Origin of the sequence: Coprococcus sp. AF38-1 (assembly GCF_003603945.1) — a bacterium.
Lineage (GTDB): Bacteria > Bacillota > Clostridia > Lachnospirales > Lachnospiraceae > Coprococcus > Coprococcus aceti.
The window spans coordinates 36,487-54,196 of the sequence record NZ_QVGO01000008.1; the positions used below are offsets into that span (position 1 = coordinate 36,487).

General features: G+C 44.1%; 16 protein-coding genes. 13 read left to right on the forward strand and 3 right to left on the reverse strand.

Annotation, left to right across the window (positions count from 1 at the left end):
* Positions 1–58 precede the first annotated feature (58 nt).
* The 8 genes from DW025_RS12305 to DW025_RS12340 all read left to right on the forward strand — a co-directional run bounded on the left by DW025_RS12305 (position 59) and on the right by DW025_RS12340 (position 8,049).
* Positions 59–976, forward strand: coding sequence for an ABC transporter ATP-binding protein (locus DW025_RS12305; RefSeq protein WP_118016786.1), 918 nt, complete (start codon positions 59–61; stop codon positions 974–976).
* A complete protein-coding gene (locus DW025_RS12310) occupies positions 969–1,739 on the forward strand; it encodes an ABC transporter permease (RefSeq protein WP_120000113.1) in 771 nt (256 codons plus the stop codon). The genes DW025_RS12305 and DW025_RS12310 overlap by 8 nt, the downstream gene beginning before the upstream one ends.
* Positions 1,740–1,886: 147 nt before the next feature.
* The gene (gene glnA / locus DW025_RS12315) at positions 1,887–3,218 is read left to right on the forward strand and encodes a type I glutamate--ammonia ligase (protein WP_120000114.1); all 1,332 of its coding nucleotides are present in this window, start codon (positions 1,887–1,889) and stop codon (positions 3,216–3,218) included.
* 112 nt (positions 3,219–3,330) lie between these two features.
* Entirely contained in the window at positions 3,331–3,882 is a 552-nt protein-coding gene (locus DW025_RS12320) for an ANTAR domain-containing response regulator (RefSeq protein WP_070098466.1), read from the forward strand.
* A 25-nt stretch (positions 3,883–3,907) separates the two neighbouring features.
* On the forward strand, positions 3,908–4,708 hold the full coding sequence (dapF, locus tag DW025_RS12325) for a diaminopimelate epimerase (RefSeq protein WP_118016783.1): 801 nt from the start codon (positions 3,908–3,910) through the stop codon (positions 4,706–4,708).
* 10 nt (positions 4,709–4,718) lie between these two features.
* Positions 4,719–5,936, forward strand: a complete 1,218-nt coding sequence (locus DW025_RS12330) for an LL-diaminopimelate aminotransferase (protein ID WP_118016782.1) — start codon at positions 4,719–4,721, stop codon at positions 5,934–5,936.
* Positions 5,937–6,152: 216 nt separating this feature from the next.
* Positions 6,153–7,652, forward strand: coding sequence for an alpha-amylase (locus tag DW025_RS12335; protein WP_120000115.1), 1,500 nt, complete (start codon positions 6,153–6,155; stop codon positions 7,650–7,652).
* A gap of 67 nt (positions 7,653–7,719) precedes the next feature.
* Positions 7,720–8,049 carry a YerC/YecD family TrpR-related protein gene (locus DW025_RS12340; RefSeq protein WP_015533300.1) on the forward strand — a complete coding sequence of 110 codons (330 nt, stop codon included), beginning with the start codon at positions 7,720–7,722 and terminating at the stop codon, positions 8,047–8,049.
* A gap of 112 nt (positions 8,050–8,161) precedes the next feature.
* Here the strand turns inward: DW025_RS12340 and DW025_RS12345 are convergent, their stop codons facing one another.
* A complete protein-coding gene (locus DW025_RS12345; RefSeq protein WP_055143830.1) occupies positions 8,162–8,863 on the reverse strand; it encodes a DUF1836 domain-containing protein in 702 nt (233 codons plus the stop codon).
* 484 nt (positions 8,864–9,347) lie between these two features.
* Positions 9,348–10,634 (reverse strand): HlyC/CorC family transporter, encoded by a 1,287-nt coding sequence (locus DW025_RS12350; protein WP_165854787.1) that lies wholly within the window; start codon positions 10,632–10,634, stop codon positions 9,348–9,350.
* A gap of 185 nt (positions 10,635–10,819) precedes the next feature.
* On the opposite strand from DW025_RS12350, the gene DW025_RS12355 reads away from it, so the two are divergent.
* Both DW025_RS12355 and DW025_RS12360 read left to right on the forward strand, forming a co-directional pair.
* Positions 10,820–11,002: a hypothetical protein gene (locus DW025_RS12355; RefSeq protein WP_015533298.1), complete on the forward strand. Its 183-nt coding sequence runs from the start codon at positions 10,820–10,822 to the stop codon at positions 11,000–11,002.
* A gap of 181 nt (positions 11,003–11,183) precedes the next feature.
* Positions 11,184–12,809 carry an ABC-F family ATP-binding cassette domain-containing protein gene (locus tag DW025_RS12360; RefSeq protein WP_117548552.1) on the forward strand — a complete coding sequence of 542 codons (1,626 nt, stop codon included), beginning with the start codon at positions 11,184–11,186 and terminating at the stop codon, positions 12,807–12,809.
* Between the two features lie 82 nt (positions 12,810–12,891).
* Here DW025_RS12360 and DW025_RS12365 read toward each other — a convergent pair whose 3' ends face one another.
* A complete protein-coding gene (locus DW025_RS12365) occupies positions 12,892–13,779 on the reverse strand; it encodes a hypothetical protein (protein ID WP_120000117.1) in 888 nt (295 codons plus the stop codon).
* A 558-nt stretch (positions 13,780–14,337) separates the two neighbouring features.
* On the opposite strand from DW025_RS12365, the gene DW025_RS12370 reads away from it, so the two are divergent.
* From DW025_RS12370 to DW025_RS12380, 3 genes are all read left to right on the forward strand, one after another.
* A complete protein-coding gene (locus DW025_RS12370) occupies positions 14,338–15,771 on the forward strand; it encodes an ABC transporter substrate-binding protein (protein ID WP_120000118.1) in 1,434 nt (477 codons plus the stop codon).
* 115 nt (positions 15,772–15,886) lie between these two features.
* Positions 15,887–16,828 carry a carbohydrate ABC transporter permease gene (locus tag DW025_RS12375; RefSeq protein WP_117548554.1) on the forward strand — a complete coding sequence of 314 codons (942 nt, stop codon included), beginning with the start codon at positions 15,887–15,889 and terminating at the stop codon, positions 16,826–16,828.
* A 10-nt stretch (positions 16,829–16,838) separates the two neighbouring features.
* Positions 16,839–17,699 carry a carbohydrate ABC transporter permease gene (locus tag DW025_RS12380; protein ID WP_117548555.1) on the forward strand — a complete coding sequence of 287 codons (861 nt, stop codon included), beginning with the start codon at positions 16,839–16,841 and terminating at the stop codon, positions 17,697–17,699.
* Positions 17,700–17,710 lie beyond the last annotated feature (11 nt).

Consider the following 17,710-nt stretch of genomic DNA (forward strand, 5'->3'; position numbering starts at 1 on the left):
TTCATAGAATATTATTTCCTGTAGGCGTATTTTATGAGGACAGAAAGGTGGGGAATAAATGGCAGAGAATGTTGTGAGAGTAAGCGGACTCACGAAGACATTTGGAAAGAATACTGTTTTGTCCAATGTCAATATATCTCTTGAAAGGGGAAAGATATATGGCTTTATAGGACAGAACGGGGCAGGAAAGACGACCATGATCAATCATATCAATGGTCTGTTGTTTCCTGACGAGGGAGAGATAGAGTTATTTGGCGCCAGTGACAGTAAGGGGCTGGTGAATGCCAGAAAGAGGATAGGAACGGTGTGTGAACATGCCGGACTGCACGACAATTATAATGCTGGAGACAATATAAAGCTTAATATGAAGCTGAGGGGGATAAAGAACGACAAGCTCATCGACCAGACCATAGCAAACGTTGGACTGCAGGGTGTTGGTAAGAAGAAATTCAGAAACTATTCGATGGGAATGAAGCAGAGACTGGCAATTGGCTGTGCCATGCTGTCAGGTCCGGATCTTCTGCTCCTGGATGAGCCTATAAACGGGCTTGATCCGGTTGGAATAGTTGAGATAAGAAATCTTCTCAAGCAGATAAATCAGAGGTTTGGCGTGACGATACTTATATCCAGCCATATACTCACAGAGCTTCACGAGCTGGCAACGGACTACATAATGATAGACAGAGGACAGATCATAGACTGCCTCTCCGCAGCGCAGCTTGATGCGAAGTGTCACAGAAGACTGAGACTGCGCACCAATGATGTGAAGAAGGTGCTTGATATACTTGCTATGAGATACAATATAGTGAATGTGTATGTGAATGGTGATGAGATAATCGTGGACCAGCCGGTAAATTCAGACGAGCTGGCATGGGTTCTCTACAATGAGAGGGTGTTTGTCAGTGAGTACCATCTCGAGGAGGAGAGCCTTGAGAACTACTTTATTCACAGGATAGGGGGTGCTCATTATGCGTGAACTGTTGTCGGCTGAATTTTATAAGCTGTATAAGAGCCTGGGCTTCAGGGTGTGCCTGATAGTTTTCTTTGTCCAGGATATAATATATCTGATCTCGGTGGGATTGGTTGGAGATATTCTCGGAATAGAACTCACGGGGGATTTTCAGTTCCAGTATCTGTTGGGCTCGTTTTCTGGAAGCTCGGTGTCCGGCATGCTGTTTGGATTTATTGCGGCGTCGCTCATCACCAGCGATTACAAGTCCAGGGATATCCAGTGTGCGATAGCCCAGGGACACAGCAGGGCACATATAATGTTTTCGAAGATCATAGTATATATAGTGGCGATATGGATACTCTCTCTTGAGGACATACTTGTATATACCGTAGGAGGATGCATTTGTGGAGGCTTCGGAAAGGCATTTACCCTGAATGTGGCGGGATATATGCTGAGATCGATAGCGTGCGAGGGCTTTGTGCTTACGATGTTATATATGACATGCGTATTCCTTGCGTTTGCGCTGACGTCCAAGGCAGCGTCCGTATCCGTGAATCTGCTGCTGTTTTTCCTGGTGGATCTCGGCGTGCAGATCATGCCTGTGCTGTTCCAGTCGGATGTTCTGGAGAAAATACTGGGCTATATGCCGTTCAGCTCTGTGAGGGAGATGAGCCAGGTCGATATAGACTGGAGCCATGCTGGAATATCGCTGGCGGTGGCTGCTGCATACGGCACGGTGATGATCGTGGCAACATGGCTGACATTCAGAAAGAGAGATCTTCGATAGAGAATTATGACAGAATATACATTTGCTCAACCGTTCATCTGTGTTGACAAAAGTTCTGTCAAAGTTTATTATAACTCTAGCTATGAGAAAAACTCATAGGGATTTACATGCAGAGGATCAAACAATGTGTAGAAAAGGAGTATAACGATGGGAAAATACACAAAGGAAGACATACTGAAAAAGGTCAAAGAAGATGATGTTGAGTTTATAAGACTTCAGTTCACAGATATTTTTGGTGACCTTAAGAACGTAGCGATAACCTCAAGCCAGATAGAGAAGGCACTTGACAACAAGATCATGTTCGACGGTTCTTCTATAGAGGGCTTTGCGAGAATTGAGGAGTCAGATATGTATCTGTATCCTGATTATGATACATATGAGACATTCCCTTGGAGACCACAGCAGGGAAAGGTTGCAAGACTTATATGTGATGTATATAAGCCTGATGGAACACCATTTGAGGGCGATCCAAGATATGTACTTAAGAGAGCTCTGGCTGAGGCAAAAGAGATGGGTTACACTATGAATGTAGGTCCTGAGTGTGAGTTTTTCCTCTTCCAGACAGATGAGAACGGAATGCCTACAACTAACACATACGAGAGAGCAAGCTATTTTGATCTCGGACCACTGGATTTCGGTGAGAATGCGAGAAGAGATATGGTTCTTACTCTTGAGCAGATGGGATTTGAGATCGAGGCATCACACCATGAGGTAGCTCCTGCACAGCATGAGATAGATTTCAAGTACGGTGAGGCTTTGAGAACCGCCGACAACATCGAGACATTCAAACTGGTTGTAAAGACTATTGCCAAGAGACATGGTCTCTGCGCAACATTCATGCCAAAGCCAAAGTATGGCGTATGCGGTTCAGGTATGCATATGAACATGTCGCTCCAGAAGGATGGCAAGAACATATTTGCAGATGAGAACGATAAGCTCGGACTTAGCCAGGAGGCTTACTGGTTCATCGCCGGAATTATGGAGCATATGAAGGAGATGACAGCCATCACCAACCCACTTGTAAATTCATACAAGAGACTTGTTCCAGGCTATGAGGCTCCTATTTACATCGCATGGTCAGCAAAGAACAGAAGTCCACTTATCAGAATTCCAAGTGCACGTGGTGCAGGAACAAGAGTTGAGCTCAGATGTCCGGATCCAACAGCTAACCCATACCTTGCCATGGCAGTATGCCTTAGAGCAGGACTTGACGGAATCAAGCGTCAGCTTCCAGTTCCATCAAGTGTAGATACAAATATATTCAACCTCACTGCAGAGGAGAAGAAGGCACGTCATATCCACAGCCTTCCTGCAAACCTCAGAGAGGCAACTCTTGCCATGAGCGAGAGCGACTTCATGAAGGAGGCAGTTGGTTCACACATCTTCGAGAGATATACAAGTGCCAAGATGGATGAGTGGAATGAGTACACAAGACAGGTTACAGACTGGGAGATCTCAAACTATCTGTACAAAGTCTGATCTTATACACGAACAATATAAAATGATGAGTAGTATAGGTAAGCGGAGCGAAAGGTCTGCTTACCTATATATTTGATAATAGCTATACGTACACGATTGAGAGGGCTTTGATTTGGTAAATGTTATAATAGTTTTTCCGAAAATAGAGGAAGCAAAGAGTATAAAGAACCTGCTCATTCGCAATGGTATAAGTGTTACAAAGGTGTGTACAACCGGAGCCCAGGCGGCGCAGGCTGCGGATGCGTGTGACGATGGAGTCATAATATGTGGATATAAATTCCTGGATATGATGTATTCAGATCTTGAGAATTATATTCCAAAATATTTTGACATGATCGTGCTCAGCAGCAAGAAGAATTATGAGGAAGTCCGGGATAGCGGCGTGGTATGTCTGTCTATGCCGATAAAGTCCATGGACTTTGTGAATACCGTAAGTCTCACAATAGAGAATCTTCTGTGGGAGAGAAAAAAGAGAAAGTCCAGGCCAAAGGAGAGAACCGAGGAAGAGAAGAAGGTCATTAAGGCGGCAAAGCTCAAGCTTATGCATGACTTTGAGTATGATGAACAGGGCGCTCACAGATATCTGCAAAAGAAGAGCATGGATAACGGTATAAATATAGTCGAGATGGCATATATGATACTGGATAATTCAGATTGTTTCTAAAACAGATCAAGAGGGAGGCTTTCTATTGCGATTCACGAAGATGGAAGGACTTGGAAATGACTACGTGTACGTGAACTGCTTCAGAGAAAAGGTGTATGATCCGGAGATCCTTGCCAGGCTTGTCAGTGACAGGCACAGGGGCATTGGGGGCGACGGACTGATACTTATAGGATCTTCGGCCAGGGCTGATTTTAATATGGATATATACAATGCGGACGGCAGCAGGGCAGAGATGTGTGGAAATGGCATAAGATGCCTTGGCAAGTATGTATACGACCATGGAATGACGGAGAAGACGGAATTTACTGTGGAGACACAGGCGGGTATAAAACGGCTCAGATGCATTCTGCAGGATGGAAGAGTGGCTGCGGTGTGTGTGGATATGGGCAGACCTGATATAGGTGCGGCTGTCGAGACGGCTGTTCTGCCTGATGAAACTGTGGATTTTGTCCGGGTATCCATGGGCAATCCCCATGCGGTTGTGTGGGTGGATGATATATATGTCTGTCAGATGGAGACTTTGGGGCCTGAGATGGAGGCGCATCCCATGTTCCCGAACAGGACAAATGTAGAATTTGTCCAGATCGTTGACGAAGATCATATGCGGATGCGCGTGTGGGAACGCGGATCCGGCGAGACATTTGCGTGCGGTACAGGCGCGTGTGCGGCTGTGGCGGCGGGGATAGCTGCCGGCAGGACGAGAGATTCGGTAAAGGTCTCATTGCTTGGAGGAACTTTGGATATTGATTACGACAGGCAGAATGAAACTATGTACATGACAGGACCGGCAAGGGAAGTATTTGAAGGCTGGACTGATATATATTAGGAGGAAAGATATGTTTAAGGCAAATGAAAATTATTTAAAGCTTCCGGGAAGTTATCTCTTCTCAACAGTTGGAAGAAAGCAGAGAGAGTACAGCGCAGCACACCCGGACAAGAAGGTTATAAGACTCAGTATCGGTGATGTGACTCAGCCACTTGCACCGGCTATCATAGAGCGCCTTCACAAGGCTGTAGACGAGATGGCAGTTGCGGAGACATTCAAGGGATATGCTCCTGATCTCGGCTATGAGTTCCTCAGAAACACCATAGCAAAGAACGACTATGCTGACAGAGGCGTGGACATATCTGCTGATGAGATATTTGTCAGCGACGGGGCAAAGAGTGACTCAGCAAATATCCAGGAGATATTTACAGCAGGCAGCAAGATCGCAGTATGTGATCCTGTATACCCTGTATATGTTGATTCAAATGTAATGGCAGGAAGAACAGGAACATACGACAAGAACACAGAGTTGTGGAGCGATGTAATTTACATGCCATGTCTTGCGGACAATAACTTTGCGCCAGAGCTTCCAAAGGAGACACCTGACATCATATATCTGTGTTTCCCAAACAACCCTACAGGAGCAACGATCAAGAAGGATCAGCTTCAGGAGTGGGTAGATTACGCAAATAAGGTCGGAGCAGTCATCATCTACGATGCTGCATACGAGGCATATATCAGCGAGGAGGATGTTCCTCATACAATATATGAGTGCGAGGGCGCAAAGACATGTGCTATCGAGCTCAAGAGCTTTTCTAAGAACGCAGGATTCACAGGAACACGTCTTGGCTATGCTGTAGTTCCAAAGGATCTGAAGGACGCAGATGGCGTGTCAATGCACAGCCTGTGGGCAAGAAGACATGGAACAAAGTTCAATGGCGCTCCATACATTGTTCAGGCAGCAGGAGACGCAGTGTACTCAGACGAGGGCAAGGCTCAGACAAAGGCTCAGATCGCATACTACATGAACAACGCAAAGGTTATCTCACAGGGACTCAAGGATGCGGGTTACACTGTATCAGGCGGTGTAAATGCGCCATACATCTGGCTTAAGACACCGAACAACATGTCATCATGGGATTTCTTCGATTATCTGCTTGAGAATGCAAATGTAGTCGGAACACCAGGCTCAGGCTTCGGACCAAGCGGTGAGGGATATTTCAGACTTACTGCATTCGGAACTTATGAGAATACAGTTGAGGCTATAGAGAGAATCAAGAATATGTAATACAGCTATAAGCTGTGGTGTATACATGCATGGATCAGCGTGTGTGATCCGAGATATATACGTTACAGTACATAGTGTCTTTGGCATGCCTGCAGGCACTCCGGTAAGGGGAGTCTGCGGGCATGTTTTTTGTTATTTGTCGGTCTTTACTCATATATTCAGATTTGATATAATGACTTATAAGGGTGATTAAAAGCCAATAACGGAGGTATTGAGATGAAGGATAACGGACTTTTGGTACAGTATTTTACAGCGAATACGACCGACAGCCAGGATTTGTGGAAAAAGGCAGCAGAGGACGCTGCGGTTCTGAAGAAGATGGGGGCTACGGCTGTATGGTTTCCGCCTGCTACAAAGGGAGCACAGGGCAAAGAAGATATGGGGTATGCTCCGTACGATCTGTATGATCTGGGAGAGTTTGACCAGAAGGGTTCAGTTGGAACCAGATATGGAACTAAGGATGAGTATATAGCTGCTATAAAGGCTATGAAGGATCAGGGGATAAATGTCTATGCGGACATTGCGGTCAGACAGAAGCTCGGCGCTGACAGGATAGAGAAGGTTACAGCAGCCGACTTCAACACCAAAGATATTCCACAGATGATCGGCAATAAGAAGACTGTGGGAGCACTTTCAAAGTTTACATTCCCTGGAAGAAAGTCAAAGTATTCCAAGTTCAAGTGGAACTGGAAGCATTTTGCGGGAATAGACTGGAAGCAGGAAGAATTCAAGAAGCGTGTGTGCGCTCTTGAGGGCAAGGATTATGACGAGGCGGACAAGGAATATTCCAAGTATGACTATATAATTGGAAGCGAGATTGATTTCTACAATCAGGAAGTGTATGACGAGCTCATGGCGTGGGCTCAGTGGTACGAGAAGACCACTGATGTGGACGGATTCAGATTCCAGGAGGCGGAGGCTATCCCTGCATGGTTTGTGAAGGATTTTATTGAAGCGACATCTGATGTCCCTGCAGCCGCTAAGAAGAAGGGCACAGATGAGGCTCCGGAATATGTACATAAGGACATATTTGCTGTCGGTGATTTCTGGCACTGGAATACAGAATATCTGAATGGCTATATCAAGGCCACAGACAATGAGGCATCCATGTTCGATGTGCCATTGCACTTCAATTTCCACGATGCATCTGTGGCAGATGGAGAGTATAACATGGCAGATCTGCTTAAGGGTTCACTTATGATGAGCAATCCGGAGAAGGCTGTTACATTTGTAGATAACCACGAATCCCAGGTCGGAGGAGTTCTGGAATCGTACGTTGAGGATTGGTTCAAGCCTCTGGCGTATGCGGTCATACTGCTCAGAGAGCAGGGCTATCCGTGCCTGTATATCGGCGACTATGCGGGAATACCACAGGTTAAGGTAAAGTCGAAGAAGACGATACTGAATAAGCTGCTCAAGCTCAGAAAGAAATATGCATACGGAACTCAGCACGACTACTTTGATCACAGCGAGGTTGTTGGATGGACCAGAGAGGGCGACGAGGAGCACAAGGATTCAGGACTTGCGGTTGTCATGTCCGATGGAATGGGCGGCACCAAGAGAATGTATGTGGGCAGACAGTTTGCGGGAGCACATTTTGCAGATGTCATGGGTAATGCCAAGTATGACATCAAGATAGATGACGAGGGCTGTGGCGAGTTCTATGTCAACAGAAGAGGCCTTTCAGTCTGGATCAAAAAAGATTGCAAATTATAAGAAAGTGGTATATAGTATATATTACTTTATCACGCTAAAGTCGTGAAAGTCAAAAAGGAGCTTAGACATGGGAAAAACAGTACATACAGAGGCAGTACAGGATCTGTTTGAGGCAATACTTACATTGGAGACAGAAGAGGAGTGCTTTAATTTCTTTGAGGATGTATGCACGGTGAATGAACTGTTATCTATAGCACAGCGTTTTGCAGTGGCCAAGATGCTGAAGGAAGACAACACATATCTGGAGGTTGCGGAGAAGACCGGAGCATCCACAGCCACGATAAGCAGGGTCAACAGATCCCTGAATTATGGCAAGGACGGATATGAGCTTGTATTTTCAAGAATGAAGAGCTTCCAGCAGAATGACAAGCAGAGCAACGAGAAAACCGACAAGTAGTCAGACAAAACCCCTGAACGATTATATTTTATCGTTCAGGGGTTTTATTTGTGTTACAGGCTGGAGTCCTGTGAAATCTGGTCGCAATACTTGTTGGTTGTGCGTAAGCTGACTATTTTTTCTTGCCCTCGGCTGCGGCGTTTGCCTGTGGCTGCTTAGCCTTTGCGGCTTTGGCTGCTGCCTGCTCTCTGGCTTTCTGTGCCTGGGCTTTAGCCTTCGCCTTGGCATCTTCCTCAGATTCCTGTCTGAGTTTGTCTACCAGATGCTCCACATATTTCTTCTTGGCATATATATCAACTGAGAGAAGTGAGATCATGCTGAGATCGTGGAGATAGGAGTCCTTCTCAGGATCGTACATGGCATCAGCCTTGTTGGCTGTTCTCACGATATCCTTGATGATGTCACCGTAATGCTGGGATAGATGCTCATACAAGTGGGCGTATATATCAGAAATATCCTTTCCGTCCTTGTTGGAATCAAAATAACCATCTATAAGAGGCTCAAGCAGAGTCTGTATATCGTTGATGCTGAGCATGTTCTTCAGGTAGTATATATAAATGAGCAGTATAAGGTGCTGCTTAGAATATCTCTTCTTGTTAGGCGATGGCAGAAGATTGTTCTTCGTGTAGTTGTTGATCATGGTCTTGGTCATCACCTTGTCCTCGTCATTGCGCCTGTTCTTTCCAAGCTGATCCTCCATGAAGGTGGTCAACTGATCCATGTACAGGTCAATGGAAGGAATATCCTTAGGGTTTATATAATCAAGGCCGCCGGCCATTGATATTATGTCTTTAATATTTGTCTTTTTATCCATATAGACACCTCTTATATTAGTTGGAGCACGCACAGGAACTGCTGTGCGAAAATGCTGTTCATAAATACCGTTCACAAATTGACATATTCCAACAGTTGTACGTGCTGTGTATGCAGTATGCATTGTTTACGCAGCATGTGCTGTTTTGTGCAGTATGTGTTGTTTATGCAGTGTGTAATACTGCATATAAACAGTTGATTTTGAATCAACACGACATATTATATAGTATTCAAAACTACATTACAAGGTTGTTTTACTATAAAACGTATTAATTTGTTAAAAAATCAAGAGGAAAGAGAATGCTCAGGACGCTAGCTGGCTGCAAGCTTGACGATTGTATCTTTTTGAGCCGAAAAAAGAGAAAGGCACACAAGCTTTCGCAAGCCTGTGTGCTTTTCGTAAATTCCTTCGAGAAATATCACAAAATTGTATCTTTTTCAACGAAAATGTCTGTTTGCGCATAACCCCGCCACCCGGCGCTGGCTTACTCGCCGTCGGCGTCGCCTGGCTCCTGCGGAGCCAGCGTGATAAGCACTCTGGCGACTCGCTTTTTGTCCATCTCAAGTACCTTGTAGATGCATGAGATGTCGGTGACGGACTCGCCCTTGGCTGGAATGTGATCCAGCAGCTCGGTTATGTAACCGCCGAGGGAGTCGTAGTCCTCTGATTCTATCTTTAGATTCAGTGCATCATTCAGATCATCCAGCTTGATGGAGCCATCGACGTTGTAGTGGGTGTCGTCAATCTTGATGATGTTGTTGTGTTCCTCCGTGTCGTACTCATCCTTGATGTCTCCGATGATTTCCTCAATGAGATCCTCAATGGTAATAAGTCCTATGCAGATTCCGTACTCATCGAGCACGATGGCCATGGTATTGGAATCCGACTTCATGGAGTGCAGAAGATCATTGGTCTTCTGATATTCATATACATACAGTGGCTTTCTCATGATGTTACGAACGCTGAAATTATTGATATCATGGGTTGCCTTGTAGAAGAAGAGATCCTTAACATGAAGGATACCGATCACGTTATCTCTGGAGTCCTCATATACAGGAATTCTCGTATACGGTACTTCCATGTAGAGCTTCAGCAGATCATCATAAGCCATATCAACAGAGGCGATGGTCATATCTGCTCTTGGGATCATGACATCCCTTGCAATGGAATCTCCGAAGTCCACCACATTGGTTATCATTTCCTTCTCTTTGTCCTCGATGACGCCTTCCTCCTCACTGACGTTCACCATGCTTATGAGTTCATCCTCGGTCATCTTCTGGTTCCCGCCGTCCTTGTCGAGCCTTATGATCCAGAATATAAAATCAGCGATCTTATTCACTATGAATATCACAGGTGTGAGCACTATCATAAGGAACTGGATTATGTCAATGTATAACAGCGATATCTTCAGGTTATAACGCTGAGCCAGGGTCTTTGGCGTGATTTCTCCGAAGAGGAGAACGATCAGTGTCAGGGCTCCGGTTGCAATACCGACAGCAGAGCTTCCAAATGCCTTTGTTACGAATGTGGTCGTGAGAGAAGATGCTGATATGTTGACAATGTTATTTCCTATAAGAATAGTGCTTATCAGCTTGCTTGAATTCTCTGTGACCTTGAGAACCCGTGAGGCCCGCTTGTTGCCGTTGTCTGCAAGAGACCTGAGCGAGAATTTACTCACCGTTGTGAGTGCTGTTTCAGCTGAAGAAAAGAATGCGGACAGTGCAATCAGCACCACCAGAATGATAATGTTTATTATGGAACCTGCGTCCAAGATTTCATCTCCAATCATTTAAAAAATTTTTAATTCTGATTGTACTTAATATATAGCATATTGTCAAGAATCCGTACCTTGATGTGGCAAAGAATCAGCGAAGAATGAAATGGGGAATAAAAAGCAGAAAAAGACACACAATAATAAGGCAGCAGAAAAATGCATAGCAAAAAGGAGAGAACATCATGAGAAGTTCAACAGAAACCTACAAAGAAGTTGCAGAGAGATGCAGTGCGTATGAGAAGAAGTGTTCTTGTAAGGGTCTTTCAAACGATGTGACGGGTAAGAGTTGTCTTAACTGCGATCATTTTACAGACACAGAGTACTGTGAGCTTGATCTGTATGATCCTATAGTCAAGAATCTCTAGCTGGCAGCCAGAAATTTCTGGTAAAGGATATCAGAATGGAAGAGTGGAGCGGGGCAGGAAAAGCGCCGCTCTGTACATAAAGTAAAGTTGACACATCTGACATGTATTGATATACTTAATCACTGAAAATGGAGGCGTTTGCGTGTGCAGACAGAGTAAATAGTGAAAGGTATATACGTCGATGATTAGTGCGAATAACGTAACATTGAGATTTGGTAAGAAGGCTTTATTTGAGGATGTAAATATCAAATTTACAGAGGGTAACTGTTATGGACTGATCGGTGCAAATGGTGCCGGCAAGTCAACTTTCCTGAAGATCCTGTCAGGAGAGATAGAGCCGTCAAAGGGTGATGTGACCATGAATGATGGAGAGAGACTTTCAGTCCTCCAGCAGGATCACTACAAATACGATGAGTACCAGGTGCTTGACACAGTAATCATGGGTAACAAGCGTCTGTATGAGATAATGAAGGAAAAAGATGCTATATATATGAAGGAGGACTTCTCAGACGAGGATGGAGTCAAGGCTGCAGAGCTTGAGGCTGAATTTGCTGAGATGAACGGCTGGGAGGCTGAGTCAGATGCCTCAACACTTTTGAATGGCCTTGGTGTAGGCACAGAGTATCACTACAGCCTGATGAAGGATCTGGACGGCGGACTCAAGGTCAAGGTACTTCTTGCACAGGCTCTTTTCGGCAATCCAGATGTGCTTCTTCTAGATGAGCCTACTAACCACCTTGATATGGATGCTATTGCATGGCTTGAGGAGTTCCTCATCAACTTTGAGAACACAGTCATCGTTGTATCACATGACAGATACTTTCTTAACAAGGTATGTACACATATAGCAGATATAGATTACAGCAAGATCCAGCTCTACGCAGGAAACTATGATTTCTGGTATGAGTCAAGTCAGCTTATGATCAAGCAGATGAAGGAAGCGAATAAGAAGAAGGAAGAGAAGATCAAGGAGCTTCAGGAGTTCATTCAGAGATTCTCGGCAAATGCTTCAAAGTCCAAGCAGGCGACATCCCGTAAGCGTGCCCTTGAGAAGATCGAGCTGGATGATATTAAGCCATCGAGCAGAAAGTACCCATATATCGATTTCAGACCTAAGAGAGAGATCGGAAATGAAGTGCTTACCGTGTCACATATTTCTAAGACAGTTGACGGTGAGAAGCTTCTAGATGATATCTCATTCACAGTTGGACATGACGACAAGATAGCATTTGTAGGACCAAATACAAAGTCAACAACCATGCTCTTTAAGATACTTGCAGGCGAGGAGGAGCCTGATGAGGGAAGTTACAAGTGGGGTGTTACAACTTCACAGGGATATTTCCCTAAGGACAACACCAAGGAGTTCGACAACGACCTTGTGATAGTAGACTGGCTCACTCAGTATTCAGATGAGAAGGATGCCACATATGTAAGAGGTTTCCTTGGAAGAATGCTCTTTGCAGGTGAGGATGGAGTTAAGAAGGTCAAAGTCCTCTCTGGAGGAGAGAAGGTAAGATGTCTTCTGTCCAAGCTGATGATCATGGGGTCAAACACCCTGATTCTTGATGAGCCTACAAACCATCTGGATATGGAGTCGATCACAGCGCTCAACAACGGACTTATCAAGTTCCCTGGAGTCGTATTGTTCTCCTCACAGGATCACCAGTTTGTACAGACAACAGCCAATAGAATTATAGAGATAACAAACACCGGTCTCATAGACAAGCAGACTACATATGATGAGTATCTTGCTAATGACGAGCTTGCAAGAAAGAGACAGGTTATGAATATGGATTCTGAGGACTGATATATTGATATATGATCACCTGAATACAGATCATGACAGAAAAAATGGCTGTGACACAACAATATGTCACAGCCATTTTTTCTTATTCTATACCAAGATCAAAAATGTAATTCAACAGCTTGATAATGTGGTCAACATTCTCCTCGCTGTTGCCCGGGAATGAGAGATACACATCGTTGTATCCCAGGTTCATGCGGTTGGCAAAATCCGTTCCGCTGATGTTTATTGCGTATGCGGAAGTGTGATTTGCGGAATCCTGCGCCGTTACTACACGATCCTTGAGCTCTCCCTCGAAGAGAGTTTTGAGAGTGCCATCATATGTATCAAGCGGATGTATCAGATTTATCCAACTGCAGCACTCAACTCCGGCCTTGTCGGATATCAGCACATCATATACATTGTCCTCGCACAGCAGCGGGAAGGAAGAGTATTCCGTTCCATTTGCATCGTAGTCAGCGTCAAATGTAGTCGGATCGTAATGCAGGTTCTGCATATATTTGATCTTGTCCGAGTCCTTATAATTATAGTAGCTCTTATAGTCGTCTATAACGGATGTGTCCACGCTCCATGGATCAGGACTGTTGACCACCGCATATGCAAATACCGTCGGCCGGGTATTGGAATATACCGCCAGTGAGATCCAGGCCAGTGACACTACGATCATCAGTATTCCCGTGATCTTCCATTTGTTGCAGTCTATAAAATAATGAAAACGCTGTGAGCGTGTCATGTCCGCTGTCTCAGCCTTTTTTTGCGCCCGTCTGTATCTGCGGCGCTCTGATCTCGTCATGGCGTGAAGCTCAAGACTGTTTTCGGTCGCAAGGTCCGCTTTGGGCGCTGCAGATCTAGGATCTGAGAAACCGTCGGCCACCTCACGCTTGACACCCCTTGGCTGGATCAAAATGTCATCCGGGGCATCCTTCTGTGTGCTTTCCAGCACCTCTTCCTGTGTATTATCTTTTTTGCTCATTCAAAACTCCTCTGCACGAAAAGAGCCGGAGGGCGTCCGGTCTTCCGCGTCAAATATATTTAATAATAGTATACTAACATATAGAAGAGTAGAACAGAACCCCTCCAATAGTGAAAAAAGTCTAAAATTTAAAATTGCACAATAAAACAGATCGGTTTTGCATGCACTATACATAATGACTAAAAGAAAACCTTGTAAATAAGCTGTTTTCTATATATAAAGTACAGTTGCCATATTAGCCGGAAAGGCGCACGGAATGTACGAAAAATAGGCTATTTGACAAAAATGATAAAATACACGCCTTATAGATAAAGTTTAATTAGTTATTTTTTAAGCTTAAAAAAAGGCAAATGTGCAAAAAAGATAAAAAAACTCAAAAAAGGGGTTGCCAAATTAGATAATATGCCCTATAATAAGCCTATGTTGACAAGGACGTTGTCAATAAAATCACAACAGAGGTCATGGAAAAGCATGACACGGCATTCCGGATATGCTCGATAAGGCGATTTTAGAGCATAACATTGGAATAGCACACATATTTAAAAGGAGGGTTTTTTTGTGAGAAAAATCAAAAAGGCGTTAGCACTTTCATTAGCTATGGCAATGGGATTATCACTCGTTGCATGTGGCGGAAATGATGATGCTACAACAGAGGCTAAGACAGAGGCTAAGACAGAGGCAACAGAGGCAACAGACGCAGCATCAGATGATGCTACAGAGGCAACAGAGGCAGGCGCTTCAGCAACAGGAGCAATTGCAGCACCTAGCACAGATGGCTGGGATGACAGCAAGAAGATCTACGCTTACTCATGGGATGAGGATTTCTCAAAGAAGATGAACGTCGTTCTTGACAAGTTCCCAGAGTACAAGGATTATGTTGAGTTCGTAACACTTGGTGTTGGTGGAACATCAGATGAGTACAAGACAGCTATCGACACAGCTCTTAAAAGTGGAGACAAGTATCCTTCACTTATCCCAGCTGATAACGATGTAGCTAAGTACTGGTCAGAGACAGACGCAACAGCAAACCTTACAGATCTTGGATTTACAGATGATGTTATGGCTAATTCATACGACTTCGCTAAGCAGTATGGAACAAAAGATGGACAGCTTAAGTGCGTTACATGGCAGGCTACAGCAGGTTCTGTATTCTACAGAAGAGACATTGCTAAGGAAGTTCTTGGATCAGATGATCCTGAGACAGTTCAGGCAGCTCTTGCTGATTGGGACAAGTTCTTCGAGACAGCAGACAAGTTAAAGGATGCTGGATACAAGATCGTATCTGGTCCTTCAGATGTTAAGTACGCTATCTGGGATACTCAGTCACAGCCTTGGGTAACAGATGACGGTTCATCAGAGAAGCTTACACTTGATGGTGCAGTTACAGAGTACCTTGAGACAGGTAAGAAGATCTATGATGGTGGATATTCAAACAACACAGCCCTTTGGGATTCATCATGGGCTGCTGATATGACAAATGATTCAAAGGTATTCTGCTACTTCGGATGTCCTTGGTTCATCGGTTCAATGCAGGGTAACGGCGCTGTAGATGGTAACTGGGGAGCTGTTACAGGCCCTACATCATACCACTGGGGCGGTACATACGTAATGGTTGGTAAGGATACACCAAACCCAGAGCTTTGTGCATTCCTTCTTTACGAGTTAACATGTGATCCAGATGTTGGTGTTGAGATCACAAACAAGACAGGTGACTGTGTAAACAACAAGGCAGCTAACGAGAGACTTATCAATGGTGAGCTTTCAAGCGACAATGCAGCTCAGAAATTCCTTGGCGGACAGAACCCAATCGAGGTATGGGCAGCAGCAGCAGAGGGAATCAACCTCAGCAACGTAACATACAATGACGCTTCAATCAAGGGATTCATCGATGAGGCAGCTACAGCTTACAACTCAGGTACATACACATCAGTTGATGATGCTGTTAAGTACATCGAGGACAAGTGTGCTTCAGAGCTTGGTATCTCAAAGTAATCTATCCCTAAAATAAAGGATAAAACTATAAAGTAACAAAATGCACGCATCAGTAATGAAAGTTGCTGGTGCGTGTGTACTATAGACCAATATTTTAAGGGGGGCGTATCACACTATGAAAAAGAACAAGACAGTTGAATACGGCAAGTATGGTTTGATGTTCCTCATTCCGTTCTTCCTTGTTTTCCTTATCTTTCAGCTGTATCCACTTATCTATACGTTCTACAATTCACTTGTCTACTCAGCTAAGAATGGTAGATATGTGACAACAAGCGTAGGACTCGGTAACTTTACCAATTATGTGTTTGCAAAGACCGGAAGTGAGTTCTGGCAGGCACTTGCTATAACAGTTGTTCTGTGGATAGTAAACTTCATCCCTCAGATCCTTCTCGCACTTGTTCTTGCTGCCTGGTTCACAGACATCAAGGTTAAGTTAAAGGGTCAGGGTGCATTCAAGGTAATCATGTACATGCCTAACATCATTACAGCAGCTACAATCGCCGTTCTCTTCTACAGTATGTTCGAGGTTCAGGGACCTATCACGAGCCTGTTCAGAAGTTGGGGATGGTGTGATGATGGTGGTATCCTGAATCACGGCTGGGCATCACTTATAATCATTGCTTTTATCCAGTTCTGGATGTGGTATGGTAATACAATGATTGTCCTTTGTGCAGGTATTCTCGGTATCAATCCATCACTTTACGAGGCAGCCAGTGTTGATGGTGCTACATCAAAGCAGCAGTTCTTCAAAATAACACTTCCACTGCTCAAGCCGATCTTACAGTACACACTCGTAACATCAGCTATCGGTGGTCTGCAGATGTACGATATTCCACAGCTGTTCAACGAAGGTAACCCAGTTGTAAGAGTAGGTGGATCAGATGTCAATTCTACAACAACAGTAGTTATGCTTATCAAGAAGTATGTAAGTGCAGGTCCTACACAGGATTATGGTAAAGCTGCAGCTTACTCAGTAATGCTTTTCGCATTCACATTGATAATAAGCTTACTGTTCTATAAGCTGACATCAGAGAAAACAGCAAAACAAGGAAAGTAGGTGAACAAAGTTGGATCAGACAGAATCAAAAGCAACAGGAACGAGAGTTTTTAGATATGTCATTTGTATCATACTTTGTTTCCTGTCAATCATACCGTTTTATATTTTGGTAATAAACTCAACACTTAAGTCCAGTGATATTCTTACAGGAATAAAGCTTGTTCCTGGATCACAGTTCATCACTAACTTCAAGGGACTTTTAGAGGGTAGTGCTAAGACGAGTGGAGTAAACGTACTTCAGGCTATGCTCAATTCATTGATTATCACAGTACCTGCAACAGCTCTTCAGATCTACTTCGGTTCTCTGACAGCTTACGCAGTTACAGTTTACAATTTCAAGGCAAAGAAGTTTGCATGGGGCTTCATATATGCTATCATGATGATTCCTCAGCAGGTATCTATCGTAGGTTTTATCAAGGTATGTAACCTCACACATATTTATGGTTCATATCTTGCAATGATCATTCCAGCGATCGCAGCACCAACAACTGTTTACTTTATGAAGCAGTACATGGAGACAGGTCTCTCGACAGAGATCGTAGAGGCTGCCAGAATTGATGGATCAGGAGAAATTCATACGTTCAACACGATCGTACTTCCTCTTCTGAAGCCGGCTATGGCAACTCAGGCAATCTTCGGATTCGTTGCATCATGGAATAACCTGTATACACCTTCTATCATACTTGCTACAGAGAGAAAGAAGCAGACAATGCCAATGTACGTTCAGGCGTTAAAGGCAAATGATAAGTCAAGAGATTGGGGTCAGATCTATTGTGGACTTTTCACAACAGTTCTTCCAATTCTCGTAATGTACTTCTTCCTTTCTAAGTATATTATTGCAGGTGTTGCACTTGGTGGTGTAAAGGAGTAATATATATTGTA